Genomic DNA, 25,937 nt, shown 5'->3' with positions numbered 1-25,937 from the left:
TAAAATAATACAAATTTTTGAGGGAGATATTAAGATGATAAAAAGTAAAAGCTTAAAAAGATTTTTAATAGTATTAGGAATAGCAGGATTGTCGCTAGCAGCAGTAGGATGTTCAAATGATTCTAAAGGTGATTCTAGTGAAACACCTAAATCTGCAGTAGAAGAAAGTAATTTTGAAGCTGTAAAATTTGTATATTCAGATGGAGCTAAAGATTATGATGTAGAAGTAAAATCTCCACGTCAAAAAGCTGTAACATTATCTCAATTTATGACAGAGATGCTATTAGCACTAGATTTAGGAGATAGAATGGTTGGGACTGCTCTTTTAGATAATGAAATACTACCAGAATATAAAGAAGCTTATGATAAAATACCTGAACTTAAAATAGGAGAAGGGCACTCTATATCAAAAGAAGCATTTGTAGCTACAGGTGCAGATTTCGTAAGTGGATGGGATATGTCTATAAGTGAGCAAACTACAGGAGCACCTGATGAACTTATAAAAAATGACGTAACACCATTTTTAGCTGCGTCTTATTCACCAGATGCAACAGTAGAAACTGTTTATGAAGATTTTGAACTATTAGGAAAGATATTTGGTGTACAAGATAAGGCCAAAGAAGTTGTAGATAAAATGAAAAGTGATATAAAATCTGTAACTGACAAAGTTGGAGAAGTTAAAGATGAAGACAGAGTAAAGATGATGGTATATGATTCAGGTGAAGATAAAGCAATGGCTGTAGGATCAGGGCTTGCAAACAACCTAATAGAGCTTGCAGGTGGAAACAATATATTTGGTAACGAAGACCAACCATACATAAATGCTACTTGGGAGAGCGTAGTTGCAGAAAATCCTGAAGTTATAGTAGTAACAGACTATCTTGCGGGTTCTCCAGTACAAGAAAAAATAGATTTCTTAAAGAAGCATCCAGCTCTTAAAGATGTAGATGCTATAAAAAATAATAGAATATATGTAGTAGGATTAGCTGACTTATCTCCAGGAGTTAGAAATTCTCAAGTTATAGAGAAGATGTACGGATACTTCTACGGAGAAAATAAATAGTGGATGTAAGTATCCAACAAAGAAGAAACCTTTCTAAAAAGAGGGGTTTCTTATTTTGGTCTATAGCTCTTAGCATAGTTTTAGTTGCAACGATAATAGGAGCTATAGCGATAGGTAGTACTTATATAGAACCTGGAGTAGTTTATAAGGTATTACTTAATAAGTTATTAAGTAGAGAGATATTTGAGCCAACTTGGAATGTTATGTTTGAAAATATTATATGGGAGATAAGACTTCCTAGAGTAATACTGGGAGCTGTATGTGGTGCAGGGCTTGCGCTTTGTGGAGTACTTATGCAATGTGTAACTAAGAATCCAATAGCAGAGCCTTATATACTTGGTATATCTTCTGGTGCATCTTGTGGAGCTGTTGCTGTTATTGTACTTGGAGGAATATCAACTCTTGGAATAACAAGTATAACCGGTGGTGCATTTGTAGGATCTATAGTATCTGGAGTACTAGTATTTGCAATAGGGACACAAATGGGAAGGACTACATCTACAACTAGATTAGTACTATCTGGTATGGCAATATCAACAATATTTGGTGCTCTTACTAATCTATTAATATACTCTGCAAAAAACTCTAACCAAGCAAAAAATGCGCTGTTTTGGACAGTGGGTAGTTTGGGTGGAGCTAAATGGGATGTATTGTTAATTCCATTTATTGCACTAATAATAGTAGTAGCTGTAGCATTTATAATGTCAAAGTCATTAGATGTATTACTTCTTGGGGATGATAGTGCAATTATTTTAGGAATAAATGTAAAGCTAGTAAAATCAATAATATTAATACTAGCTACTTTACTTACATCTACGTTAGTTGCAATAACTGGAGCGATAGGATTTATTGGTCTAGTAGTACCTCATGTGTGTAGGACTGTAGCAGGAAGTGATCACAAGAAACTTATTGTACTTTCTACATTGGTAGGTTCAATATTTTTGATACTATCAGATGTAGCAGCAAGAGGATTATTCCCTCCAATAGAAATACCTATAGGAATAATAACATCACTTGTTGGTGGACCATTCTTCTTATACCTTATTTCTAAGAAAAATTATTCTTTTGGAGGTAATGAGTAATGTTAAAGCTGAAGATAAAAAATTTGAGATTTAGTATAGATAAAAAAGAAATTCTTAAGGATATAAGCTTAGAAGTTCCAAAAGGATCCTTTGTAGGTATTATAGGACCAAATGGCTCTGGTAAATCTACCTTACTTAAAAATATATACAGATTATATAAGCCGTCTAGTGGAAATATAATATTAGATAATAAAGATTTATCTGATATGAAGGACAAAGACTGTGCAAAACAAATTGCAGTACTTGCTCAGGAAAGTAACTCTCAATTTGATTTTACTGTTGAACAAATAGTAAAGATGGGAAGATATCCATATAAGTCTATTTTTGAAGATTATTCAAAAACTGATTTAAAAATGGTAAAAGAAATGCTTCAAAAAGTTGGACTAGATGAATACAATGATAGAAGTTTTTCAAATTTATCAGGTGGAGAGAAGCAAAGAACATTAATTGCACGTGCATTAGTTCAAAATACTGACTTTTTAATACTAGATGAACCAACAAATCACTTAGATATAGGGTATCAAATACAGCTTATGGATTTGATAAAAAGTCTTAATATAACTACTTTATCTGCAATACATGATATGAATATGGCTTCTATGTATTGTGATTATTTAATAGTAATGAAGGAAGGTAAGGTAATAGATTTTGGGACAGTTGAAGATGTAATAACTTCACAAATGTTAAAAGAAGTTTTTGGAGTAAATGCTTATATAGGCAAAAATCCTATTAATAACAAGTTACAAGTATCTTATATGCATGTCCATGAACATGTTAATGGAGTTGGATGTGATCATGTACATGAAGATGGATTTAGTGGAGTTCACTCTCATACTGTTTAAATAAATGCCAGTAAAAATCCTTGATAGAACAATCAGGGATTTTTTAATTACAAGGAGATTATGATAATTTAAAAACTATGTAAAACTTGTGTGTAATTTTATCAAAAACGGGAGTTATTAAAGGATTTGCAAGATAATGTATATGGAGTATTATCAAGTCAATATTAAAACAAAGTGAAAGGATACTATGAAGTATGATTAATAGCTGTAGTTTATACTTTTAGGCAGAATAAAAAATAATTTTAAATATATAAAAACTAAAAGATTAGTAAATAAATTATATAAAATATATAATGAAGAATTTTATGTAAATGTATTTGGTATAAAAATAAGAAAGCTAAAAATAAGATAACCTTAACTGACAACCGTTAGGCATCAGTTAAGGTTATCTATTTATAGGTAATTTTTTTGTTTTATTACCTTATAAGACTCTACTTTGAGCTTTAAGTCGTATTTTAGATTTTAATATTATATTATTTATCCTTAATTATATTATTTTGATCCTGCTTAGATGCTAAGAGCTATTTTTAGCATATTTTAAGGTAATTTTTGTATGATTCTATCAAAATCTGATTCATTTTTAGCTGGAGCTACAATTTGTTTTACAAACTCATCATCTCCAAGTTCACCTAAAAGTATGAATTCAAGATCTTCTAAAAGAAATATATGGTATTTACTTTCGCCATTTTTAATAGCTGTTGCACCTATATATTTATTTTTTTCATTAAGTACTGTTATTCCTTGAATTTCGTATTCAATATCATCTATAGTAATAGTTCCATATAGCCTATCTACACTGTTGAAATTTTTTATTTTATATGCCTTTTCATAATTGATATCTAAGTTTATTTTTGAGTCTCCAATTAATTCATTTGACTTAACATCTTTGATAACTCCATTATAAACTTTATGTATTATTACAGGTTTCTTATAAGCGTATGTAAATCCACCTATAACTATAAAAATAGCAAGAAATAAAAAAAGTATTTTGATATATTTCTTTTTATTTAACATAACTTATATGTCTAGGTGCTTTATATGGTTGCCATGGATTGCGATACGAATTTCCGTTCCAGAATCTTACAAATTGAATTTCACCTTTTGCTTTTTTGTATGATGGATTTTTATATAAGTATGAAAGCCTATCATAACAGTATGAAACTGTTTCATAAGGCTTTATGTAACTAGTAGGCAACATAGATGCTACTGCTAATCCCGTACTTACTGCCGGCCAGTAAAATGAAGTTATAAAACTTGCATAAGAGAATAGTGTAGCCTGTGAACTACTTTTATGAGCTTTATCAGCTAAACCTTTTAACTTATCCAACTCTTTAACACCCATAGTTCCTACTTTTTTTGAATATTCATAAAATGCAGGAGTACCTACTCCTTTATTTTCTACCCCTTCTGTATTATCAGATTCCTCATTAACATAAACTCTTTCAATTTCATTACCTTGACTATCCATATATACTTCTGGTTCTAATGCACTAGCTGTACTTGCAAAAGGTATTGATACTGTAATTACAGTTAATGCTAATGCAACGCTCTTCTTTATTTTTTTTAAAAACATATTATTCCCCCCTAAATTTATTCTTCATACATATAACATCATAAATTTGGAATATGTGACATTTTATAAAAAAAAATATTTTTTGTTATATAATGTGAGAGGGGGAGTGATAAGCATGTTATTATATTTAAATTTGATAGATACACATGAAGGAGTGAGTAAATTTGAATACATATATGAAAATTATAAAAAAACAATGCATTATAAAGCTTTTGAGATACTAAAGGACAAACAATTATCAGAAGATGCAGTACACGAGAGTTTTATTAGATTAATAAAATACATAAATGAAAATAAGATTGAAGATGTCACAAGTAATAAAACTAAAGGGTTAGTTATAGTAATAGTAAAAAGAGTTTCTATAAATATATATAATAAAGTTAAAAAAGAAAATGAAAAAATTGATAGACTGCAGGATATATCAACTTTTACTGATATTAATCTAGAAACTTTAGAAACTTTTTCAGAGATAGAAATTGCTATTTTAAAATTACCAGATACATATCAAGAGATATTCCTTTTGAAATTTTTTCACCAATTATCAGATAAAGAAATTAGTAAAGTTCTTAATATAAGGCAAGATACAGTTAGAAAAAGAGTTTCTAGAGGTAGACAAAGGCTAAAAGAAATTCTATCAGAAGGTGAGGTGAGTATAGTTGGATAATAAAATTACTGATGAAATTTTATATGAAAGCCTAAAGAATTTAAATAAGCATCTGATAAAAGATCTACCAAATGAAGAGGACTTAGATTATGAGTTTTCAAATGGATTTAAAGAAAAAATAGATAACTTATTTTTAAATAGAGGCAAATATAAATCAGTATATAAGAGCTCTCAAAAAGCAGCAGCAGTATTTGTTATTGTAAGTATAAGTATATTAACTCTATCTATGAGTGTGGAGGGACTTAGAACAAGAATTCTAAGTATAACTAGACAAATATATGAAAACTTTACTACATATATGTTTTCTATAGACTCGACTGAGGGAGATTCTGAACAGATAAGTTGGGAATCCTTAGTTCCTACCTATATCCCAAACACCTTTGAGGAGACTGATAAAGTAGAAAGTGAAAACAATATGCTTGTAACTTATTCAAATGATAATGGTGGGCTCATATTCTATGATGTAAGCAAATTAATTGATATGAACATAAATATAGATACAGAAGGTGCAACTATAAATGAAATTACAATAAATGGATTTAAGGCTGATTATATTGTAAAAGGTAGTAATCATTCTTTAATCTGGAATGACAAAGAATATCTTTATAACATAAGTGTTGATTTTCCTAGTGAATTTAATGAACAGCAAAGTAAAGAACAATTGATTAAAATAGCAAAAAGTGTTAAATAAAGTTTTAGAAAAAGATTATCTTAAAAAAATAATCTTTTTTTGTCACAAAATTTATATTAAAAAGGTTATACAGTATATACATTTCATTTTAAGGGGGATCAATTTAATGATATTAAAGAAAAAGTCAGGGGTAATTTTGAGCCTTGCAATAGTAATAGGATGTCTAGGTATGCATACACCTATATCGGCATACGAAGGTAGCAAAACTAATACAGAAGAAAATCCAGATGCTAGATACAATAATATATATAAGATTTCATCTAGTCTAACAAAATCAGGGAGTAATGCTGTTGTTTCATCTTCAGTCAGAGGACAAAGTGGAGTGACAAAAACTTCTGTAACATCAACATTACAGAGAAAAGTAAGTGGTAAATGGGTAAATATTAAATCTTGGACAGATACTCAAGATAAGATTTTATCGAGCTTAAATAAAACAAACTCTATAACTAAAGGATACTCTTATCGAGTTATGACAAAGGGTACTGCATATAGAGGTAGTGTAGGCGAAAGTGGTACTGTGTATAGTAACGTAATAAACTATAATTAAATAGATTTTATGATATTAATAGCTTTGATAATTATATTTCTACTTACTTATAAATACACAGTAGTTAAGTTCTAAATCAGTTATTATTTAGGAACTTATTTAAAGAAGAATAATAAAAATAGGTTTATAATTCAAAGAAAAATTTGGAAAATAAACCTATTGCATCATTAATTTTATATGATAAATTATATATATTGATACTAGTTATCAACTTCTATATTACTTCTAATCATACCCATCCAGCAAGTGAAAGGTATATCTTCACCATTCGGACTTATTTCTGCAACAACATCGCCTTGAGTTAAGTCAACATACTGATCAAAAGTAGGGAAGTACAGAGTAGAGTTACAGCTAGTAAGCTCTTCTCCTTTTATTGTTAATCTTACTGGTACATTAGGATCTATACTATTTGAAACGGAGTACCCATATCTATTAGCGGTAATAGTAATATCTTGATATCCATCCACAATAGGAGCTAATTCTAACGATGTTTTATATTGGCTATTTAGAAAAGGTATATTAACACCAGTTAAAGCCAGCCCTCTTTGTGTCATAGAAAGACCAAGAACTATTATAAATACACCACTGTATTTAAAAATTTTAGCACTAAAACTTTTAGTTAATCTAGATGAGATATATCCAAATCCAAGCATTAAAGGGACTGTACCTAAGGAAAATAAAAACATTGAAAATGATCCTAGTACAAAACTACCTGTACCAAGGGCATATAATTGCATAGTTTGTAATGCGCCACATGGCATAAATCCATTTAGGATACCTATTAAAAATGGATTCTTATTTTTATTTCCACATTTATTTTTAGGTAGAGGAATACTTAGTTTAATTTGTTTGAATAATGTAAATCCGAACATATTTAGACCAGCAACGATCATAAATAAAGATGCTATTACTTGTATTAAGCCTTGTACTTTCATGGATAAAGAAAATACTGAACCAACTTCACCAATTATACCACCTAGGATAGTGTAGGAGATTACTCTACCTAAGTTATACTTAAGGGAAATATTAAAAGAAGTTTTCTTATCTGTAAGTAAAATATCTTTATCTAAAGTCTGAGTAAGCATTATTCCGCCACACATACCAACGCAATGCAAAGAAGAAAGTACTCCAACAATAAATAACATAATAAAAGAAGAATTCTCTAGCATTTGGTTTGTATTGTATCCGAATAAATCATTATTACTTAAAAAGAGCATGGCTATAAATATTAATCCAAGACCAAACAATTTACTAAGAGAGTTATCATTAGTAGAATAACCTGATTTTTTTATTGCATTTTTAATTTTTTCTTCACTACATAATCCATTTTCATAAACAACAGCAACTTTTGAATTATTATAAGTTGCTTTAACGCTATGAACACCTTCGAGTTCTTTAATCTCATCTTCTATTAAAGTTTCACAAGATCTACAATGCATACTGAAAACATCAAATGATTTAGTAATTTTGCTCAATACATCACCTCATTAATTAAATAATATAAAGATTATAATTTAAAATTATGAAAAAATAATGAAGGCAAAAATAATTCATAAAAAATATACAATTGTTTGATATACTTTTTCTATATACATGAAGAAAATTAACATAAAGGAGAAATTATTATGTTTAATATATTAATAGTAGATGATGAAGAAAAAATAACGGATGTTATTAAAGCATATTTAGAAAAAGAAGGTTATAACTGTAAAATAGCTAATACTGGTAATGAAGCTATAAATTATTTTAATGAAAGTGAATTTGACTTAATAGTATTAGATAGGATGTTACCAGATATAAGCGGAGAAGAGATATGTAAAATAATAAGAAAAAAATCTATGGTTCATATAATAATGCTAACTGCAAAGATTGATGATGAAGATAAGATAGATGGATTTAATTTAGGTTGTGACGACTATGTATGTAAACCTTTTAATGTAAAGGAATTAGTACTAAGAGTAAAGGCAGTTTTTAGAAAGTTAGAAGTAGAAGATAGTAAGGACATACTTAGATTTTATGATGAACTTGAAATAAATACATTGTCTCATGAAGTTAAAGTTAGAGATAAATATGTAACACTTACAAATACAGAGTATAAAATACTTTTAACTCTAGCAACAAATCCAAAAAAACTTTTTACAAGAGAAGAACTACTTGAAATATCAGTAGAAGATTTTTATGAAAAGATAGATAGAATTATTGATGCCCATATAAAAAACTTACGACAAAAAATAGAAATTGATACAAGAAAGCCGGAAATTATTCAGACTGTATATGGAGTAGGTTATAAGTTTGGATTACAAAAATAAGAAAAAAACTTTAAATAATAAATTAATAATATCATTGGTATCAGTAATATTGCTTGTAGTAGTAAGTATAGGTGTAACTATAAATATAGTACTTGAAAATACATTCGCAGATTATATAACTAAGAACAATAGAAAAGAAATTAATAGCTTGATAACATCATTAGAAGAAGAGTATAAAAATAATCAGTGGAATATATATAACATAAAAGAAATAGGAAAAGTATCTATAGATAAAGGGAGAATAATAGAGCTATACGATAATAAAGAGAACTTAGTATGGGGAGCTCGTGAATATGATAATAAGATGTGTCATCAGACTATGGATGGCATAAAAAATAATATGAAGAATATGAATCCGAAATGGGATGGAGAGTATTCAGTAGAAAAATACAATCTAACCAATGAATATGGAGATTATATAGGCTATGTAAATGTAGGGTCGTATGGAGCATTTTATTATATGGATGAGGAAGTTGATTTCTTAAATCATATAAATAAACTTATAGTTATAATAGCTATAATCACAATAGTGATTACTATAATAATAGCAATATTAATATCCAACAACATATCAAAACCAATTGAAAAGGTATCTGAAATGACTAAGTTGATTGGTGAAGGAGGATATACAAATAAGATCGAATATAATAGTAATATAAAAGAAATAGACACATTAATAAATTCTATCAACGATTTGGAATCTAAGTTAGAAGAACAGGAAAAGCTAAGAAAAAGGCTTACAACAGATGTTTCACATGAACTGAGGACACCTCTTACAAGTATTCAAACACATCTAGAGGCGATACTAGATGGAATATGGGAACCTACTAATGATAGATTGTCTAGTATAAATGAAGAGGTAATAAGGCTTACTAGCTTGGTAAATCAACTGAAAGATTTGGCTAAGTTCGATAGTGATGAGAGTAAATTGAACTTAACACAGGTAAATTTAGGACAGCTTATACAAAATATTATTTATAATAACCAAGGTAAAGCTTTAGAGAAAAATATAGAAATAAAATCTAGCTTAGAAGAAATAGAATCTAACCTAGATAAAGAAAAAATATCTCAGCTTGTAGTGAACTTATTATCTAATGCAATAAGGTATACTAATGAGGGTGGATATATATATTTGAGAAGTTATAAGAAAGATGATGCAATTAAGATACATGTTGAAGATAATGGAGTAGGCATACCAGATGAAAGTTTAAAATATATATTTGAAAGATTTTACAGAGTAGATGAATCAAGAAGTAAAAAGACTGGTGGCATAGGAGTAGGTCTTACCATTAGTAAATCGATAGTTAATTTGCATAGAGGAAGTATAGAAGTAACTAGTAAAGTAGGGGAAGGTACTGAGTTTATTGTTACTATACCTGTAATTGATTTAAAAGATATATAAGGCTTATTTATAATTGTAAATTTAAAAATATTGTATTAATGGGGAGGTAGTATCATGAAAGATGGGCACGTACATTCACCTTATTGCCCTCATGGCAGTAATGACGATTTTGAAGACTACATAAAAAATGCAATAGAGGTAGGATTAACTGAGATTACATTTACAGAACATCTACCACTTCCTAATGGATTTGTAGATCCATCTCATGAAAAGGATAGTGCTATGAAAATAGAAAGTATAGAGTGCTATATAGATACAGTAAAAAAACTCAAGGAACGATATAGAGATAAGATAAAAATAAATGCAGGTGTAGAAGTAGATTATCTAGAAGGATATGAAGAAGAGATAAAATATATATTAGATAAATATGGACCGGATTTAGATGATAGTATTATTTCAGTTCATATGATTAATGTAGGAGGGAAGTACTGCCTAATTGACTATAGTGTAGAGGAATTTGGAAAATTAATAAGTATTTTAAATGGAGTAGGAAATGTCTACACGAAGTATTATCAAACTATAAAAAATGCGATAGATTCTGATTTAGGAGAGTATAAGCCAAAAAGAATAGGACATTTGAATATAGTTAGGAAGTTTAATCAAGTTTTTCCTTATGATTACTCTAATAATTTACTGCTAGAAGAAATTGTAAAGTCTATTAAGGAAAATGGATATGAGGTTGATTATAATATAGCTGGATATAGAAAAGAAGAGTGTAAGGAAGCTTATATAAGTGGAGAATTACTGGACTTAATAGAAAAATATGAAATACCTATGGTATTAGGGTCAGATTCACATCAGGCCAAAGATATAAAATGCTATAAATCTATATCAGGCATAGAAAATAAATCATTAAAATAGAAAGATGAATTATTAAAAACCACCTTAAAATAAATTTTATATTTTAAAGTGGTTTTTAAAATAAAATAAGAAATAGTATTGACTTAGTTAAAAAATTAATATATAATTTGGATATAACCAAATATGGAGAAGTACTCAAGCGGCTCAAGAGGATCCCCTGCTAAGGGATTAGGCTGGATTAAACCGGTGCGAGGGTTCGAATCCCTCCTTCTCCGCCAATCAAATGAACTCTAATTTATAGAGTTCATTTTTTTATGTAAAATATTAAATTCTATTGATATAGTTTATATATGGGTTATATTACTAGGCGTGTTAATAAATGTATTACTTGTGATTTATAACTTTTTTAGCTACAATAAAATAGTTATAGAACAAGGAGGAAAGCAATGAAAAACAGTAGAGACAGAGTATTTAATATTATTAAAAGAGTCCAAAACCTAAAATATAGGTTGGTATTAGATTCTTTAATAGTTGGTCTAGTAGTAGGAATTATAATTGTTATTCATAGGATTTTATTAGGAAACTTAACTAAAGTATTTGAACATTTATATTCACAGGGACGTAGTAATTTATATATGATTCCTATCATTTTTATAACACTTATTGTATTAGGGTATATCGTATCTAAGATGGTAAAGAGAGAACCTATGATAAGTGGTAGTGGAATACCTCAGGTAGAGGGAATATTATCCAAACACCTAGAGATGAATTGGTTTAGGGTATTATTTTATAAGTTTATAGGTGGACTGATTTGTTTAGGTGCAGGTCTGTCAGTAGGAAGAGAAGGTCCTTCAGTACAAATGGGAGCTAGTGCTGGTGAAGGTATAGCAAAGGGTTTTAAAAAGCTAGATAATGAAGAAAAATATTTAATTACAAGTGGGGCAAGCGCTGGATTATCCGCTGCATTCAATGCTCCATTATCAGGAGTTATGTTTGCTTTAGAAGAAGCGCATAAAAATTTCTCGCCATTAATATTACTATCTGCAATGATAGCTTCATTAACTGCAGATTTTGTATCAAAGCAATTTTTTGGAATGATTCCATCCTTACACTTTTCAAAATTAGAGGCATTGCCACTTAAATACTATTGGGCGCTTATTATACTAGGGGCAATAATAGGGGTGAGTGGAGTAATATTCAACAAAGGTATACTAAAAACTCAGAAGTTATTTAAGGATAGTAAGCTAAAAATAGAAACTAAGATAATAATTCCTTTTATATTAGCAGGAGTAGTAGGGTTAATATGTCCAATACTATTAGGTGGAGGTCATGACCTTATTATTAGTTTGCAAGATGGTAACTATACGCTTGTCGTTTTAATGACATTTATAGTAGTGAAGTTTTTATTTACATTTGTCAGTTTTGGTTCATCTGTACCAGGAGGGATATTCTTCCCATTACTTGTATTAGGTGCTTTAGTTGGAAATGTAGTAGGACTTATTTGTATAAATTATTTATCGATACCACCAATATATATAATGAACTTTGTAGTACTTGCTATGGCAGGACACTTTGCTGCTATCGTTAAGGCACCTATAACGGCAGTTATATTAATATCAGAAATGACAGGGTCACTAGATCACATGCTATCACTAGCTATAGTGGTTGTAGTAGCTCAGCTAATGTCTGATATACTAAATGGAAGTCCTATTTACGAAAGTTTATTAGAGAGATTATTAGATAATGGATCTAGTAAATATCAAGGCAATCATAATAAGAAAACTTTATTAGAAATAGCTGTTCATATGGACAGCGAGATAGATGGAAAATTAATAAAAGAGATACAATGGCCTAAAAATAGTTTAGTTGTATCTATAATAAGAGGGGATCAGGAGATAATTGCTAAGGGTAACACAAAAATAATGTCAGGTGATTATATAACAATTATTGCAGATCAAAGTGAATCAGCAGAAGTGCTAGATACAGCATTATCTATTTCAAGTAGTTAAAAAAGACATCAATTATATAGAAATAAATATAATAAATATTTAAAATAAAATTAGCGATATTACTTTGTATGATATCGCTAATTTTTATATATAATATATTATTTGCTATTTAATTATAATTTAAAATAGTTATCATCTTACAGGTTGTGTAATTCTTTTTTTATTAAAAAATTAGAAAGTGAATATATATTATCTTCTAAACATGATTCATTAAACTTCAGAGGAATTATGGTAGACATATTATAAAACCAAATCGAATTATTATCTGAATCAATTCCCTTACTTATAGCCAAATCTAAATATAAAAAATTATCATCAGAGTATACGAAGTAGTCATCTTTATAGATGCTTATATAAGGCAAATCTCCTAAGAAAATATTATACTTCATAGTTAATTTTAAGTTGCTCAGCTTATAGGACAAAGGAAGTATAGTAATATCCACACTATTATTGCAAATAGATATAGAATCTAATTTATGAATAAGTGCGTCCTTAATCTTAGATAGTCTAGCTAAATAATAAATGTCTTCATAGTTATGAAGCAGTATCTTAGATTTTAGATCACTGCAACCAGTTGAAGCAAACTCCTTATATATTTCAACACTTTCTTTTCCAGATATAGTATCTTCTCTATGTATTCCTATGTATTTTTCTAGAGTTTTTAGTTTACAATCAGATAGTGAGAGTTTTTCTTTATAAGGCTTTATAACTCTTAGAATATCAATATCATCAGATTTATTTAAAGAAAAATCAATATCATATTTTTTAAATCTAGCATTTAAAAAAGGAATATCGAAGGCAACACCATTAAAGGTTATATGATTTTTAAAATTATTAATTTCATCTTTAAAGGCTAATAATAAATCATATTCATCAGCTTCAGTGTTTGCAAAAAACTGCTTAAGTACAGTCTTATTATTATTGTTATATAGGATACCAATTAAGATAACTTTGCAAAATTTATGACTAAGCCCTGTAGTTTCGATATCAAAAACAAAACAGTCAGGAGGAATATCAAAAACATCATCTAGAACATCCGTAATAATTTCCATAAAATTTCTCCTTTCGTGAATTATATATTATAATAGTTTAGTACTAAAATATAATATGGATTCAACAATTAAACCTATATATAATTATAGTTTAATTAAATAATACATCAAGGTGGTAAAAAATGATTAATATAGATAATTTAAATGATAATCAGCAAAAAGCTGTTAAGCATATAGATGGTCCATGTATGGTACTTGCAGGACCTGGATCTGGAAAGACGAGAGTTATAACTTATAGAATAGCAAACTTAGTACTAAATGAGAATATAAAACCTACAAATATACTGGCAATAAGCTTTACAAAGGCTTCATCTCTTGAGATGAGAAATAGAGCTATCAGCTTAAATAATGACTTTAGACTTACAAAGGTTACATATGGAACATTCCATTCTGTGTTTTTTAGAATCTTAAGGCATTTTACTAATTACGGTTTAGACAGTATTTTTGAAGAAAAGTTGAAGAGAATGTGTATAAAAACTATCTTAAAAAGCTTAAATATTGAAAATGCAGATGATGATGAGACAGTAGGACAAGTAATCAATGAGATTTCATATGTGAAAAATGAGTTAATGGATAGGATTGATTTTACATCAGAAATTTTAACATCGGATGAGTTTTCTAAGGTATATAATTTATATGAAGAGCATAAATCTCAATTAAATAAGATAGATTTTGATGATATGTTAATAAAGACATATCATCTACTTAAAGAGAATAAACGAGCATTAGAAATGGTGAGAGGAGTATATAAATATATTCTTGTAGACGAGTTTCAAGATGTAAATAAGGTTCAATTTGAGGTACTAAAACTAATATCTAATCCAATGAATAACATATTTGTAGTTGGAGATGAAGACCAAAGTATTTATGGATTTAGAGGCTCTAGACCTGATTTTTTACTTCAATTTGAGGAGTACTTTAATGGAGCTGAAAAAATTGTCTTAGATATAAATTATAGATCTAAGAATGAAATTATAGAAGTATCTAATAACCTTATACAGAAAAATAATAATAGATATGAAAAGATTATAAAGTGTAGCCAAGGTAAGGGAGCTAAGGTAAGTTATATTTCTCCTGATGATGCAGAGGAAGAAGCGTTATTTGTTGGAAAAGATATATTAGAAGAAATGAAAAAAGACTATGTTGAATATACTGATTTTGCAGTGATTTACAGAACTAATATACAATCAAGAGCGCTGGTAGATGTATTTATGGATCTTAGAATACCATTTGTAGTAAAGGATTCTATAATTACAATATATGACCATTGGGCAGCTCAGGATATTTTAGCATATTTAAGAATAGCCCTAGATCCTAAGTCAAACAAAGATTGGGTAAGAATTATAAATAAGCCGTTTAGGTATATATCAAAAGATAATATAAATCTAATGAAAGAAGAAAAAGATTTTATAGATGCATTAATAAATAAATGTGATCTTCATCCTAAACAAGTAAAAACAATAAATGATTTAGAAATAGATATAAGTTACTTAAAAACTTTAACACCTAAAAATGCTATATCTTATATTAGAAGTAGCTTGGATTATGATAGATATATACTAGACTATTGCTCAAATAGAAAAATGAAGGCAACTGGATTAGTTGAAATTTTAAATGAAATAGAAAGTTCTTCTACTAATTTTAAAACGATTCAAGAGTATCTAGACCATATTGAACGGGTAAAGGCTGAGATAATAGATAATAGAAATAACAAGCAAAGTGATGGTGTGATTTTTACTACTATGCATAGTGCTAAAGGTTTAGAGTTTAAAAATGTTTATATAATTGGCGCTAATGAAGGAACAATACCTCATGAAAAATCATATGATATAGACGACGAAGAAAGAAAAAATGAACAAATAGAAGAGGAAAGAAGACTTATGTATGTGGCAATAACTAGAGCTGAAGAAAGTCTATATATAAGTTCGCCGCTTAATAAGTATGGGAAAAAAGCAACAAAATCTAGATTTATAGATGACGCAAAAACTTCTAAAGAAGAATATAGAAAAAAGATAGAGAAAGAGAATATGATAAATGGTATAAATGTGCTGACTAAAGATGAGATAGACAGTATAACTATAGGTGATAAAATTTATCATAAGAGATTTAAAGAAGGAACTATAATACAAAAAGATGGAGATTCTTTGAAGATAAGATTTGAAGATGGAGATAAGACCTTAAACGCAAGAGTTTGCTTAACTAAAAAGATTATGTGTAAATTATAATATAAAAAATATTCTAAAAATTGTTGACAATTCAAAAAAGCAGAAGTACAATGTTATTAACAATTTAAGAAAGATAAATTCAGTGAAGAAGAAAGTAGCCTAAATGAATTTACAGCGAGCTAGGGGGTGGTGCAAGCCTAGCATTGGATTTTAGTGTGAAGAGAGCTTTGGAGAAGATTATCAGAAGATTTAGTATGATAATTGGTTGGCCGCCTTAAGGTTTTGAGAGGATAAGTAATTACTTATCAAGAAGAGTGGTATCGCGGATATAATTCGTCTCTTAGTCGTTTAGACTAAGGGACTTTTTTATTTATACGACTAAAACCATGATTTTTGATTTATTTGCTTATCAACAAGAGTGGTAACGCGTTTGATTCGTCTCTTGGCATTTATGCCAAGGGACTTTTTTAATTTAAGAAATTATATTTAATAATAATTAATTTAGGGGGTATTAGGAATGAAGGGATTAAAGAAAATATTAAGTTTTGGGGCAGCATTAGCATTATCAATATCATTAGTAGGATGTAGTACATCAGGAGGAAGTAATGGAGGTTCAACAGAATCAGCAAATCTACTGGAATCTATAAAAGATAGTGGAAAATTAGTAGTGGGAACTAGTGCAGAGTTTCCACCGTTTGAGTTTCATAAAGATGGAGATGAAAAAGTTTTAGGTGTAGATGCTATGATAGCTGATGAATTTGCAAAAGATCTTGGAGTAGAAGTTGAATTTAAAGAAATGGATTTTGATGGATTAGTAGGTGCATTAAGTGCAGATAAGATAGATATTATACTTGCTGGAATGTCACCAACAGAAGAAAGAGAGAAGAGCGTTGATTTCACAGACTTATATTATGTAAGTTACAATGCAGTTATAGTTAAAAGTGGGGATGAAAATAAAATTAAATCTGAAGAAGATTTAAAAAAGCTAAGAATAGGGGTTCAAAAGGGAAGTATACAAGAAGAGTATGTGCGTGATGATTTAAAAGCTGAAAACTTTAAATCTCTAGCTGGTATACCTGATTTAGTGCTTGAATTAAAAAATGGAAATATCGATGCAATAGTAACTAATGAGGCAGTGTCTATGATAAACACTAAAGTTTATGATGGTATTAAAGTAGCAAATACTTCAATAGGTGAAGGTGTAGAAGAAGGTATGGCAGCAGCTATTAAGCAAACTGATAATAATAAGGAACTTTTGGATCTATTAAATAAAAAAATAAAAGAATTAAAAGATTCAGGGAAAATAGATGAATTTTTAGATGAAGCTTCAACTATAGCGGCAGAGTCTGGTCAGCAATAAAAAATAAAAGTTGGGAGTGGGCAATATGGATTTTAGTTTCTTAAGCAAATGGTATGAGATGATTTTAAAGGGAACTGGTATTACAATATCAGTTTCTCTAATAGCTTTATTTTTCGGATTTATAATAGGTTTATTTATATGTCTTGCAAAACTATCCAAAAATAAATTTTTAAGTGGATTAGCAAGTGTTTATATTGAAGTATTAAGAGGTACTCCATTACTTGCACAAGTATTTTTACTTTGGTTTGGATTACCTCAGATAGGAATTAACATACCGGGTATATTTGGAATATCTAGTGAATTTGTAACCGCGGCCGTGGCTTTATCTATAAATTCAGGTGCATATGTAGCTGAGATATTTAGATCTGGTATTCAGTCAGTTGATAATGGGCAGATGGAAGCAAGTAGATCTTTGGGATTAAGTTACTCAAGTACGATGAGATATGTAATAGTACCTCAAGCAATAAGAAATATCTTACCTGCCTTAGCAAATGAATTTATATCACTTATAAAAGAATCTTCTATTATATCTGTTATAGGTGTCAAAGAGATCATGTTTGTTCAAGGTGTAGTAAAGAATTCTACGTTTAAGCCTTTAGAACCTCTAATAGTAGCAGCTCTAATATATTTTGTTCTTACATTTACATTATCTAAGCTTGTTGGTCTATTGGAAAAGAAATTTGCTATGGCTGATGCATAAAAATATAATCAAGGAGAATAAGTGTTATGATTACAATAAATAATCTTAGTAAATCATTTGGAAAATTAGAGATACTAAAAAATATAGATTTAGAAATCAAAAAAGGAGAAATACTTGCAATAGTAGGACCTAGCGGTAGTGGTAAGAGTACTCTTCTTAGATGTATGAACTTGTTGGAAGAACCAACAAATGGAGATATAATTTTTGAAGGGATTAGCTTAACCGATAAAAAAATAAAGATTGATAAAGTAAGAGAAAAAATTGGAATGGTATTTCAAAACTTTAACTTATTTCCTCACAAAACAGTTTTAGAAAATATTACACTAGCGCCAATTAAGCTAAATAAAATGACTAAGGAAATGGCTGAGAAAAAAGCTGAGTACCTACTTCAAAGAGTAGGCTTATTAGATAAGAAAAATTCATATCCATCTCAACTTTCAGGAGGTCAAAAGCAAAGAATTGCTATTGCAAGAGCTCTTGCAATGGAACCAGATATGATGTTATTTGATGAACCGACTTCAGCGCTAGATCCAGAGATGGTAAAAGAAGTACTAGATGTTATAAAAGAACTTGCTATAGAGGGCATGACTATGGCAATTGTTACACATGAAATGGGATTTGCAAAGGAAGTTGCAGATAGGGTGATATTTGTTGATGAAGGAAAAATTATTGAAGATGATTCTCCAGAAAATGTATTTAATGCTCCTAAAAATGGCAGAGCTAAAGAATTTTTCGATAAGGTTTTGGCATAAAAAATATATATTTAATAATGAATATTAAAAAGTGCTATCTAAGTATATCTAGATAGCGCTTTTGTTTTAAATTATATTTTTAATAAATGACTTAAACGAACTTTATTATCAATGTAGGTCATATATATATAAATATCAATAATATTTAATAATAAATTCCTTTTTCAAAGTAATCTGTAATTTCATCTAAGTTATTAGTTTTTCCTAATGCAAGTATAAGTTTTATTCTAGCTTTTTGTCCTGGAAGGTCTCCACCAAATATACATCCTATATTTCTTAAATCTCTTCCTGAACCTAAATATCCATAGCTATCAAATACTCTACCAGAGTGACATCTAGATACTATAACAACTGGGATTCCTTTTTCCCTAGCATATTTAACACCTTCATACATTATTGGAGGTATATTACCTCTACCCATAGCTTCAACTATTATACCTTTGTAGCCATTATCAGCAGCAAATTTTATAAATGTATCATCCATTCCAACTCCTGATTTAAATAAGGCAACCTTAGACTCAACAACATCTGTATCTATATGAACAATGTTTCTTGAAGCTGTACTTTTAAATAATACAAGCTCATTACAATCTATGATTCCTAAAGGACCACCAGATAGAGCTTGGAAAGTATTTAAAGATAGTGTATTAGTCTTAGTAGCTTCAGAAGCTAACATAACTTCATTGTTAAGTACTACAAGTACACCTTTATCTTTAGCTTCTTCTGATATTGCAGTACAAACAGCTGAAGATAAGTTACTTGGTCCATCATATCCAAGTTCTGAACTACTTCTCATAGCACCAGTTACAATAACTGGCTTTGAAGTTTTTATAGTTAAATCAAGGAAATAAGCAGTTTCTTCTAAACTATCAGTTCCGTGAGTTATTACAACACCAGATATATCGTCTGTTGCAAGTAAATTATTGACATAGTCTCTCAACTCTAGCATTCTTTCTGGAGTTATATGAGGTCCTGGAATTTCGTCAAAATTAAAAACTTCAACATTAGCGACCTTGTCAATGTTTGTAACCATTGACATTATTTGTTCTCCAGATAATGTTGGTATAGCAGCTCCAACTTTTTCATCTACAGTCATGGATATAGTTCCACCAGTAAAAACTATGGCAACTTTCTTTTTGTTAGTCATATAATATCTCCACCTTTATAAAATATAAAAATTGTACAATCTAATTGCATTATATCAAAAAAAAGCATAAAAAAAAAGAGCTCGGGGAAGCTCTTTTTTTTCTGTTAAACTGGCTTCCGTTGCCAATTTAACAATAATGGATATAAAGTCTATCCGTTCAAAAGGGGTATTGGGAATAGAGATTTTAATTAAGGTTATCAGGGGGATAACCATGTATTAATAATAACAAAATTCGACAGGATAATCAATAGTTTTTACAAAAAAACTTAAAAAAACTTGAAAAAAGTTAAAATTAAATAAAAAATATAAGGAAAACGTATTCAAAATATTAAAAAAGTAAGTTTTTAGATATAAATAGAAAATAAAATGAGAATTTAAGTTTTATATATGTAATAAATATTCATAAAATCTATAAGTGATAATTAGATATTCATAAAATCAGTTTTACTATCAAGCTACAGATAGATTACAATTTATATGACATATAATGTAAATTTAAGGAGAATATTAGAATATGATAAGTACAAATAAAATTATATTGGTTTCACACTGTATTCTAAATGTAAACTCAAAAGTAGAGAGTTTTATCGAAGAATTTGAAAGAGAAGAGGCAAGGAAAGAACTTGTGAAGTTAATTATAGAGAATAATATAAGTATAATTCAGCTACCTTGCCCAGAGCAAATAATGTATGGAAGTAAAAGATGGGGGCATGTAAAAGATCAATTCGATACTCCTCATTTTAGAAGAATATGCAGAGAAGAGTTTAAAACATACCTGTACCAGATACAAGAGTATATAAATAATGGACATGAGATATTAGGTATCTTGGGGATAGATGGAAGTCCATCTTGTGGTGTTAGCTTAACTTGCAGAGGAGAATGGGGTGGAGAGTTAGGAAGTAATAAAAATTTAAGCCGAACTATAGATAGTATAATATACACTGAAGAAAAGGGAATATTTATTGAGGAGATAGAATCTATGCTAGGAGAAAAAGGTATTAAGCTAGATATGTTTGGATTTAGTTTAGATAGTATAGAAAAGATTTATGGAAGTATTAATTAAAATAACTATTAACAAAAATCTTTGATTTATATAGGTCAAAGATTTTTTCTTATTACATAGAAAATATTAAAAAAAATGTACTTTAGTGGTATAATAAAGAGATATGAATTTAAATTTATATTTAAAAGATAGCATGAGAAATCCAAAAGATTTCTTTTTTTTAAGTTATTTTTTAAATAATGATCACTTTGGTTAAAATATAAATATTAATTGTTTATATTAAGTATGAATTGGAAAGCTGGTGTAGTATATGGATATATATTTAGATAATAGTGCAACTACGAAGCCTTACAAAGAAGTAGTAGAAAGAATGATGTATGCATTAACTTCAGATTATGCAAATCCATCATCTTTACATAAAAAAGGAATAGAAGTTGAGAAGAATATAAAAGCTGTGAGGCAAGATATTGCTAGAAGTATAGGCGCAAAAGATAAAGAAATATATTTCACTTCAGGTGGAACAGAATCTAATAACACTATAATAAGAGGTGTAGCAAACCTTCATAAGAAAAGAAAAAATCATATAATATCAACTGTAATAGAACACCCTTCAGTTTTAAATACACTTAAGGATTTAGAAGATGAAGGTTTTGAAGTTACATATTTAAATGTTGATAAAGAAGGTAAAATAGATATAGATGAACTAAAAAACTCTATAAAGCCATCAACATGCCTAATAACTATAATGCATGTTAATAATGAAATTGGAAGCATACAACCAATAGCAGAAATAGGTAAATACCTAAAATCATTACAGGATAAGGTATACTTACATGTAGATGCTATACAATCGTATGCTAAGATTAACTTTAGACCATCTAGATATAATATTGACTTCATGAGTGTTAGTGCTCATAAGTTCCACGGTCCTAAAGGTATAGGATTTATGTATATTAAAGAAAATAATAGATTAAAGCCTATGTTAACTGGTGGAGGTCAAGAAATAGGAGTAAGATCAGGAACAGAAAATGTACCTGGTATTTATGGTTTAGGAGAAGCTGTAAAAATAATAACTAAAGATTTAGATTCAAAAATTGAAAAAATATCAGGATTAAAAAATCTTCTTAAGGATGAAATAATAAAGTCTATAGAAGATATAAAAGTTAATTCTCCTGAAGATGGTGTATGCCATATATTAAATATATCATTTAGAGGAATAAAAGGAGAAGTATTACTTCACTACCTTGAACAAAAAGGTATATATGTATCAACAGGATCTGCTTGTTCGTCTAAGAAAAAAGGTAGCCATGTATTAAATATGATAGGACTTACTCCAGATGAAATAGAGGGTGCTATAAGATTTAGTTTATCAGATGATAATACAGAAGAAGAAATATTAGAAGTAGTGAGAGTGTTAAAAGAATCAATAAGTGATCTAAGAATGATAATGAGAAGAAGATAGATCATATAAGCAAAATAGATGACAGTATTTTGATTGACAAAAATAATTTAAGAGGTGATATTTTGTATAATATATTAATAGTTAAATACGGAGAAATAGGTGTTAAAGGTAAGAACAGATACCTATTTGAAAATAAGCTTATAAAGAATATTAAGAACATGTTAAAGCCAATAGGTAAGTTCAATGTTTACAAAGAGTACGGAAGAATATATGTAGACTTAGAAGATTACGATTATGAAGAAGTAATAGAAGAAGTTAAAAAAGTATTTGGAATAGTAGGAGTTTGTCCTGGGATAAGAGCAGCAAAAGACTATGATAAATTAAAAGAGCTAGCTTTAGCTATGTTAGAAGATAAAATAGAAGAAGGTTATAAGACATTTAAGGTTGAATCTAGAAGAGGAGACAAAGATTTTAATTTAACTTCTCAAGAGATGAGTTTAGATATCGGCGGATACTTAGTGTACAATGTAAAAGATAGAATAAAGGTAGATGTTAGAAATCCAGAGGTTAAGATAAAGTGTGAATTAAGACAAAATCATGTCATGGTATATAGTGATACGGTTGCTGGTTACGGTGGATTACCATTAGGAACTAATGGAAGAGCTATGTCTTTATTATCAGGAGGAATAGACAGTCCTGTAGCTTCATGGATGATTGCTAAAAGAGGTATGGACTTAGAAGCTATACATTTCCATAGTTACCCATTTACAAGTGAAAAATCTCAAGAGAAAGTTAGAGATTTAGCTAAGATACTTGCTAAGTACTGTGGAAGAGTAAGGCTTCACAAGGTTAATATATTAGAAATACAAAAGGCGATAGGATTAGAATGTAAAGAAGAGGAAATGACTATAATATCAAGAAGGTTCATGATGCAAATAGCAGAAAGAGTAGCTGAATCTAGACACTGTGATGCTTTAGTTACAGGAGAAAGTATAGGACAAGTTGCATCTCAAACTATACAAGGATTAACTTGTACAAATGCATCTGTAAGTATACCTGTATTTAGACCTCTTATAGCTATGGATAAGACTGAAATAATAGAAGTAGCTCAAAAAATAGGAACATTTGAAACATCTATATTACCAGAAGAAGATTGCTGTACAGTATTCTCTCCAAAGAAGCCTGTAACTAAGCCAAGATTAGAAAGAATAGAAAAGTCAGAAAGTAAATTAGATGTTGAAAAATTAATACAAGATGCAATAGATAATATAGAGGTAGAAGATATAGAATTTTAATTAAATAATATAATCATTATAAAAATCTTAGTAGGGTATTTAACTTTACTAAGATTTTTTGCTGTAAATTTAGAAGTAACAAAAATAATTATATAAAATATCTTATAAGTATGAGGAGGAGATTAATCATGCTTACAAGAAAAGAATTAAAACTTAATGCAAAAGAGCAATTAAGAAACAACTGGGGAGTGGCAATTGGGGTTATAATTACTTTATCTTTAATTGGTGCACTGATAGGATATATATTTAGAGGGTATCAAGATGTAACATCAATACTAACTGTAGAATCAGTAGTAATAGCGATAGTGACTGCACCATTAAATCTTGGAGTAGCAATACTATTTTTAAACATAGCAAATAAGAGAGAAGCTAAGTATGGAGATTTATTTTCAGGATTTAATAAGATTTTAAAAGTTGTGGGAATTACAATATTAGTAGATATCATAGTATTTATTGGATTTATTCTTTTTATAATTCCAGGAATAATTCTTTCTTTTAGATATTCACAAGTATACTATATTTTAGCTGAAAATCCTGATATAGGAATTGTGGAGTGCTTAAAAGAAAGTGGTAAGATTATGAAAGGAAGAAAGTGGGACTACTTTGTATTGTCTTTAAGTTTTATATTATGGTATATATTGATGATATTCACATTTGGAATTGCTGGTTTATATGTAATTCCATACTATCAAGCTACTATAACTAACTTCTATTTGCAAATAAAAGAGTAGCATCTAAATTATTACAATAATAGTAAATATAAGTATATATATCAAAAAGGTAACAAAATTGTAACTTTTCATGTATAATAACCTAATGAGAAGGGGGAGACCCCTAAGTTTGATTGACATCACGGAAAGACTCAGGAGGAAATAACATATGAAAAGGAAAATTCTAATAACAATAACTACATTGTCGCTATTAGCTATACAAAATATAAAATCTTTTGCAGAGATGACTACTTCAGAAAATACATCAATAACTATAGAGAACACTCAAGATGGACAGATAAGTGCAAATTCTGTAAATTTTAGAACAGGACCTAGTATGAGTCATAGTGTAAATTATTCACTTAACAAGGATGAATCTGTGGATATAATCAAAGTTGAAGGTGACTGGACTAAAGTTAACCACAATGAAACCGTAGGGTATATTCATTCTGATTATGTTTCAAATAATGAAGATGTATCATCTCAAGAGGCATCTATAGATAAGTCAAATAAGATTAATGTAAAAGCTACAGCTTATGCTGGAGATACTATTACATCTACAGGAACAGTGCCAAAATGGGGAACAATAGCTGTTGACCCAACTATTATACCTTATGGAACTAAGGTTTATATACCTGAATTTGATAAAGTATTCATAGCTGAAGATACAGGGAGTGCTATAAAGGGAAATAGGATTGATATATTTATGGATACAGAAGAACATTGTAATGAATGGGGCATAAGAAGTATAGAGATATACTTACAACCATAAGATAATTTAATAAAGACATTTAAGGCTATCTCTTATTTAAGCTAGACTAACTTACTTAAATAGAGATAGCCTTTTGTATATGTATAATATCTATAACTTATTATAAAAACTAACTTAGAAGGATTAATTATATAAGTAGGTGAGAGTATTGTGATAAAAGTGTTATATATAGGTTTAGGAGGATTTATAGGAGCTATATTGAGATATCTAGTTTCTGTTGAAGCAGCTAAGTATATAGATAGTAAATTGCCAGCAGGTACACTTATAGTAAATATATTAGGAGGGCTACTTATCGGTTTTATTATGCAACTTACTAAGGATAGCAATGTTATATCTGATGAATTAAAGCTTTTCTTAACAACGGGATTGATGGGAGGATTAACTACATTTTCTACATTTAGTTATGAGACTGTAAATTTATTTAGCAGAGAGCATTATTTATTGGCAGGCATAAATATATTGTTAAATGTATTACTAAGTATATTAGGGGTAGTAATTGGGATTAAGATATGCAAATGATTAATCTAAAAAGGTATGAAAATAGAGCTTAGGCTCTAACTTCATACCTTTTATATTTAAGATAGTTATGTTTATTA

At 29.0% G+C, this 25,937-nt stretch carries 25 protein-coding genes, 1 tRNA gene and 1 other annotated feature; of the genes, 21 read left to right on the top strand and 5 right to left on the bottom strand.

Translation table 11 applies throughout. The features are described 5' to 3' along the window. The first annotated feature begins 34 nt into the window (after window positions 1-34). Genes CHL78_RS02725 through CHL78_RS02715 form a run of 3 tightly spaced genes read left to right on the top strand, consistent with a single transcriptional unit; the run spans window position 35 to window position 2,987 of the window. Window positions 35-1,063, top strand: a complete 1,029-nt coding sequence (locus CHL78_RS02725; RefSeq protein ID WP_094368258.1) for an ABC transporter substrate-binding protein — start codon at window positions 35-37, stop codon at window positions 1,061-1,063. Further along, window positions 1,063-2,145, top strand: coding sequence for a FecCD family ABC transporter permease (locus tag CHL78_RS02720; protein WP_094368259.1), 1,083 nt, complete (start codon window positions 1,063-1,065; stop codon window positions 2,143-2,145). The genes CHL78_RS02725 and CHL78_RS02720 overlap by 1 nt, the downstream gene beginning before the upstream one ends. Continuing rightward, a complete protein-coding gene (locus tag CHL78_RS02715) occupies window positions 2,145-2,987 on the top strand; it encodes an ABC transporter ATP-binding protein (protein ID WP_094368260.1) in 843 nt (280 codons plus the stop codon). Before CHL78_RS02720 ends, CHL78_RS02715 begins: the two co-directional genes overlap by 1 nt. 537 nt (window positions 2,988-3,524) lie before the next feature. Here the strand turns inward: CHL78_RS02715 and CHL78_RS02710 are convergent. Together CHL78_RS02710 and CHL78_RS02705 are read right to left on the bottom strand one after the other, a co-directional pair. Beyond that, complete coding sequence (locus CHL78_RS02710) at window positions 3,525-4,001, bottom strand: hypothetical protein (RefSeq protein ID WP_094368261.1); 477 nt, start codon at window positions 3,999-4,001, stop codon at window positions 3,525-3,527. Next, on the bottom strand, window positions 3,991-4,560 hold the full coding sequence (locus CHL78_RS02705; protein ID WP_094368262.1) for a hypothetical protein: 570 nt from the start codon (window positions 4,558-4,560) through the stop codon (window positions 3,991-3,993). Before CHL78_RS02705 ends, CHL78_RS02710 begins: the two co-directional genes overlap by 11 nt. Before the next feature lie 115 nt (window positions 4,561-4,675). On the opposite strand from CHL78_RS02705, the gene CHL78_RS02700 reads away from it, so the two are divergent. The 3 genes from CHL78_RS02700 to CHL78_RS02690 all read left to right on the top strand — a co-directional run bounded on the left by CHL78_RS02700 (window position 4,676) and on the right by CHL78_RS02690 (window position 6,462). Continuing rightward, a complete protein-coding gene (locus CHL78_RS02700; protein WP_094368263.1) occupies window positions 4,676-5,224 on the top strand; it encodes an RNA polymerase sigma factor in 549 nt (182 codons plus the stop codon). Continuing rightward, on the top strand, window positions 5,217-5,915 hold the full coding sequence (locus CHL78_RS02695) for a DUF4367 domain-containing protein (RefSeq protein WP_094368264.1): 699 nt from the start codon (window positions 5,217-5,219) through the stop codon (window positions 5,913-5,915). Before CHL78_RS02700 ends, CHL78_RS02695 begins: the two co-directional genes overlap by 8 nt. A 106-nt stretch (window positions 5,916-6,021) precedes the next feature. Then, window positions 6,022-6,462: a hypothetical protein gene (locus tag CHL78_RS02690; protein WP_094368265.1), complete on the top strand. Its 441-nt coding sequence runs from the start codon at window positions 6,022-6,024 to the stop codon at window positions 6,460-6,462. Window positions 6,463-6,662: 200 nt separating this feature from the next. On the opposite strand, the gene CHL78_RS02685 is transcribed toward CHL78_RS02690, so the two are convergent. Then, window positions 6,663-7,937, bottom strand: coding sequence for an urease accessory protein UreH domain-containing protein (locus tag CHL78_RS02685; protein WP_094368266.1), 1,275 nt, complete (start codon window positions 7,935-7,937; stop codon window positions 6,663-6,665). A gap of 150 nt (window positions 7,938-8,087) precedes the next feature. Here CHL78_RS02685 and CHL78_RS02680 point away from each other — a divergent pair, with 150 nt between their 5' ends. From CHL78_RS02680 to CHL78_RS02660, 5 genes are all read left to right on the top strand, one after another. Continuing rightward, window positions 8,088-8,771, top strand: coding sequence for a response regulator transcription factor (locus tag CHL78_RS02680; protein ID WP_094368267.1), 684 nt, complete (start codon window positions 8,088-8,090; stop codon window positions 8,769-8,771). Then, the gene (locus CHL78_RS02675; RefSeq protein WP_094368268.1) at window positions 8,755-10,173 is read left to right on the top strand and encodes a sensor histidine kinase; all 1,419 of its coding nucleotides are present in this window, start codon (window positions 8,755-8,757) and stop codon (window positions 10,171-10,173) included. The genes CHL78_RS02680 and CHL78_RS02675 overlap by 17 nt, the downstream gene beginning before the upstream one ends. Before the next feature lie 54 nt (window positions 10,174-10,227). Continuing rightward, window positions 10,228-11,034, top strand: coding sequence for a histidinol-phosphatase HisJ (gene hisJ / locus CHL78_RS02670; protein ID WP_094368269.1), 807 nt, complete (start codon window positions 10,228-10,230; stop codon window positions 11,032-11,034). A 125-nt stretch (window positions 11,035-11,159) separates the two neighbouring features. Further along, window positions 11,160-11,252, top strand: a tRNA-Ser gene (locus CHL78_RS02665). A gap of 168 nt (window positions 11,253-11,420) precedes the next feature. Beyond that, the gene (locus tag CHL78_RS02660; protein ID WP_094368270.1) at window positions 11,421-12,983 is read left to right on the top strand and encodes a ClC family H(+)/Cl(-) exchange transporter; all 1,563 of its coding nucleotides are present in this window, start codon (window positions 11,421-11,423) and stop codon (window positions 12,981-12,983) included. A 137-nt stretch (window positions 12,984-13,120) separates the two neighbouring features. Here CHL78_RS02660 and CHL78_RS02655 read toward each other — a convergent pair whose 3' ends face one another. Next, entirely contained in the window at window positions 13,121-14,035 is a 915-nt protein-coding gene (locus tag CHL78_RS02655) for a ribonuclease H-like domain-containing protein (RefSeq protein WP_094368271.1), read from the bottom strand. A 122-nt stretch (window positions 14,036-14,157) separates the two neighbouring features. Here CHL78_RS02655 and CHL78_RS02650 point away from each other — a divergent pair, with 122 nt between their 5' ends. The 4 genes from CHL78_RS02650 (at window position 14,158) to CHL78_RS02635 (ending at window position 19,012) form a co-directional block, all read left to right on the top strand. Next, on the top strand, window positions 14,158-16,260 hold the full coding sequence (locus CHL78_RS02650; RefSeq protein ID WP_094368272.1) for an ATP-dependent helicase: 2,103 nt from the start codon (window positions 14,158-14,160) through the stop codon (window positions 16,258-16,260). Between the two features lie 73 nt (window positions 16,261-16,333). Then, window positions 16,334-16,544: a binding site (T-box leader), on the top strand. A 173-nt stretch (window positions 16,545-16,717) separates the two neighbouring features. Further along, window positions 16,718-17,560, top strand: coding sequence for a transporter substrate-binding domain-containing protein (locus CHL78_RS02645; RefSeq protein WP_094368273.1), 843 nt, complete (start codon window positions 16,718-16,720; stop codon window positions 17,558-17,560). 25 nt (window positions 17,561-17,585) lie between these two features. Then, window positions 17,586-18,260 carry an amino acid ABC transporter permease gene (locus tag CHL78_RS02640; protein ID WP_094368274.1) on the top strand — a complete coding sequence of 225 codons (675 nt, stop codon included), beginning with the start codon at window positions 17,586-17,588 and terminating at the stop codon, window positions 18,258-18,260. Window positions 18,261-18,286: 26 nt separating this feature from the next. After that, window positions 18,287-19,012: an amino acid ABC transporter ATP-binding protein gene (locus tag CHL78_RS02635; RefSeq protein WP_094368275.1), complete on the top strand. Its 726-nt coding sequence runs from the start codon at window positions 18,287-18,289 to the stop codon at window positions 19,010-19,012. A gap of 145 nt (window positions 19,013-19,157) precedes the next feature. Here the strand turns inward: CHL78_RS02635 and CHL78_RS02630 are convergent, their stop codons facing one another. Beyond that, window positions 19,158-20,159, bottom strand: coding sequence for an asparaginase (locus CHL78_RS02630; protein ID WP_116041198.1), 1,002 nt, complete (start codon window positions 20,157-20,159; stop codon window positions 19,158-19,160). 514 nt (window positions 20,160-20,673) lie between these two features. On the opposite strand from CHL78_RS02630, the gene CHL78_RS02625 reads away from it, so the two are divergent. From CHL78_RS02625 to crcB, 6 genes are all read left to right on the top strand, one after another. Continuing rightward, complete coding sequence (locus CHL78_RS02625) at window positions 20,674-21,222, top strand: CD3072 family TudS-related putative desulfidase (RefSeq protein WP_094368885.1); 549 nt, start codon at window positions 20,674-20,676, stop codon at window positions 21,220-21,222. A 250-nt stretch (window positions 21,223-21,472) separates the two neighbouring features. Beyond that, window positions 21,473-22,624, top strand: a complete 1,152-nt coding sequence (locus CHL78_RS02620; protein WP_094368886.1) for a cysteine desulfurase family protein — start codon at window positions 21,473-21,475, stop codon at window positions 22,622-22,624. 62 nt (window positions 22,625-22,686) lie between these two features. Further along, window positions 22,687-23,859 carry a tRNA uracil 4-sulfurtransferase ThiI gene (gene thiI / locus CHL78_RS02615; RefSeq protein ID WP_199533975.1) on the top strand — a complete coding sequence of 391 codons (1,173 nt, stop codon included), beginning with the start codon at window positions 22,687-22,689 and terminating at the stop codon, window positions 23,857-23,859. 128 nt (window positions 23,860-23,987) lie between these two features. Beyond that, window positions 23,988-24,590: a DUF975 family protein gene (locus CHL78_RS02610; RefSeq protein WP_158540622.1), complete on the top strand. Its 603-nt coding sequence runs from the start codon at window positions 23,988-23,990 to the stop codon at window positions 24,588-24,590. Window positions 24,591-24,738: 148 nt separating this feature from the next. After that, a complete protein-coding gene (locus CHL78_RS02605; protein ID WP_094368888.1) occupies window positions 24,739-25,341 on the top strand; it encodes a 3D domain-containing protein in 603 nt (200 codons plus the stop codon). 150 nt (window positions 25,342-25,491) lie between these two features. Continuing rightward, window positions 25,492-25,860: a fluoride efflux transporter CrcB gene (gene crcB / locus CHL78_RS02600; RefSeq protein WP_094368889.1), complete on the top strand. Its 369-nt coding sequence runs from the start codon at window positions 25,492-25,494 to the stop codon at window positions 25,858-25,860. Window positions 25,861-25,937: the final 77 nt, after the last annotated feature.

The organism is Romboutsia weinsteinii, assembly GCF_002250835.2.
GTDB classification, from domain to species: Bacteria; Bacillota; Clostridia; order Peptostreptococcales; family Peptostreptococcaceae; genus Romboutsia_A; species Romboutsia_A weinsteinii.
This window is presented reverse-complemented; position numbering and strand designations above follow the sequence as displayed.

Bases quoted from the DNA above. Each gene is read 5' to 3' on its own strand.
- CHL78_RS02725 (WP_094368258.1), top strand. From the start codon at position 35: ATGATAAAAAGTAAAAGCTTAAAAAGATTTTTAATAGTATTAGGAATA.
- CHL78_RS02715 (WP_094368260.1), top strand. From the start codon at position 2,145: ATGTTAAAGCTGAAGATAAAAAATTTGAGATTTAGTATAGATAAAAAA.
- CHL78_RS02710 (WP_094368261.1), bottom strand. From the start codon at position 4,001: ATGTTAAATAAAAAGAAATATATCAAAATACTTTTTTTATTTCTTGCT.
- CHL78_RS02705 (WP_094368262.1), bottom strand. From the start codon at position 4,560: ATGTTTTTAAAAAAAATAAAGAAGAGCGTTGCATTAGCATTAACTGTA.
- CHL78_RS02700 (WP_094368263.1), top strand. From the start codon at position 4,676: ATGTTATTATATTTAAATTTGATAGATACACATGAAGGAGTGAGTAAA.
- CHL78_RS02690 (WP_094368265.1), top strand. From the start codon at position 6,022: ATGATATTAAAGAAAAAGTCAGGGGTAATTTTGAGCCTTGCAATAGTA.
- CHL78_RS02680 (WP_094368267.1), top strand. From the start codon at position 8,088: ATGTTTAATATATTAATAGTAGATGATGAAGAAAAAATAACGGATGTT.
- hisJ (WP_094368269.1), top strand. From the start codon at position 10,228: ATGAAAGATGGGCACGTACATTCACCTTATTGCCCTCATGGCAGTAAT.
- CHL78_RS02660 (WP_094368270.1), top strand. From the start codon at position 11,421: ATGAAAAACAGTAGAGACAGAGTATTTAATATTATTAAAAGAGTCCAA.
- CHL78_RS02655 (WP_094368271.1), bottom strand. From the start codon at position 14,035: ATGGAAATTATTACGGATGTTCTAGATGATGTTTTTGATATTCCTCCT.
- CHL78_RS02650 (WP_094368272.1), top strand. From the start codon at position 14,158: ATGATTAATATAGATAATTTAAATGATAATCAGCAAAAAGCTGTTAAG.
- CHL78_RS02645 (WP_094368273.1), top strand. From the start codon at position 16,718: ATGAAGGGATTAAAGAAAATATTAAGTTTTGGGGCAGCATTAGCATTA.
- CHL78_RS02640 (WP_094368274.1), top strand. From the start codon at position 17,586: ATGGATTTTAGTTTCTTAAGCAAATGGTATGAGATGATTTTAAAGGGA.
- CHL78_RS02635 (WP_094368275.1), top strand. From the start codon at position 18,287: ATGATTACAATAAATAATCTTAGTAAATCATTTGGAAAATTAGAGATA.
- CHL78_RS02630 (WP_116041198.1), bottom strand. From the start codon at position 20,159: ATGACTAACAAAAAGAAAGTTGCCATAGTTTTTACTGGTGGAACTATA.
- CHL78_RS02625 (WP_094368885.1), top strand. From the start codon at position 20,674: ATGATAAGTACAAATAAAATTATATTGGTTTCACACTGTATTCTAAAT.
- CHL78_RS02620 (WP_094368886.1), top strand. From the start codon at position 21,473: ATGGATATATATTTAGATAATAGTGCAACTACGAAGCCTTACAAAGAA.
- CHL78_RS02610 (WP_158540622.1), top strand. From the start codon at position 23,988: ATGCTTACAAGAAAAGAATTAAAACTTAATGCAAAAGAGCAATTAAGA.
- CHL78_RS02605 (WP_094368888.1), top strand. From the start codon at position 24,739: ATGAAAAGGAAAATTCTAATAACAATAACTACATTGTCGCTATTAGCT.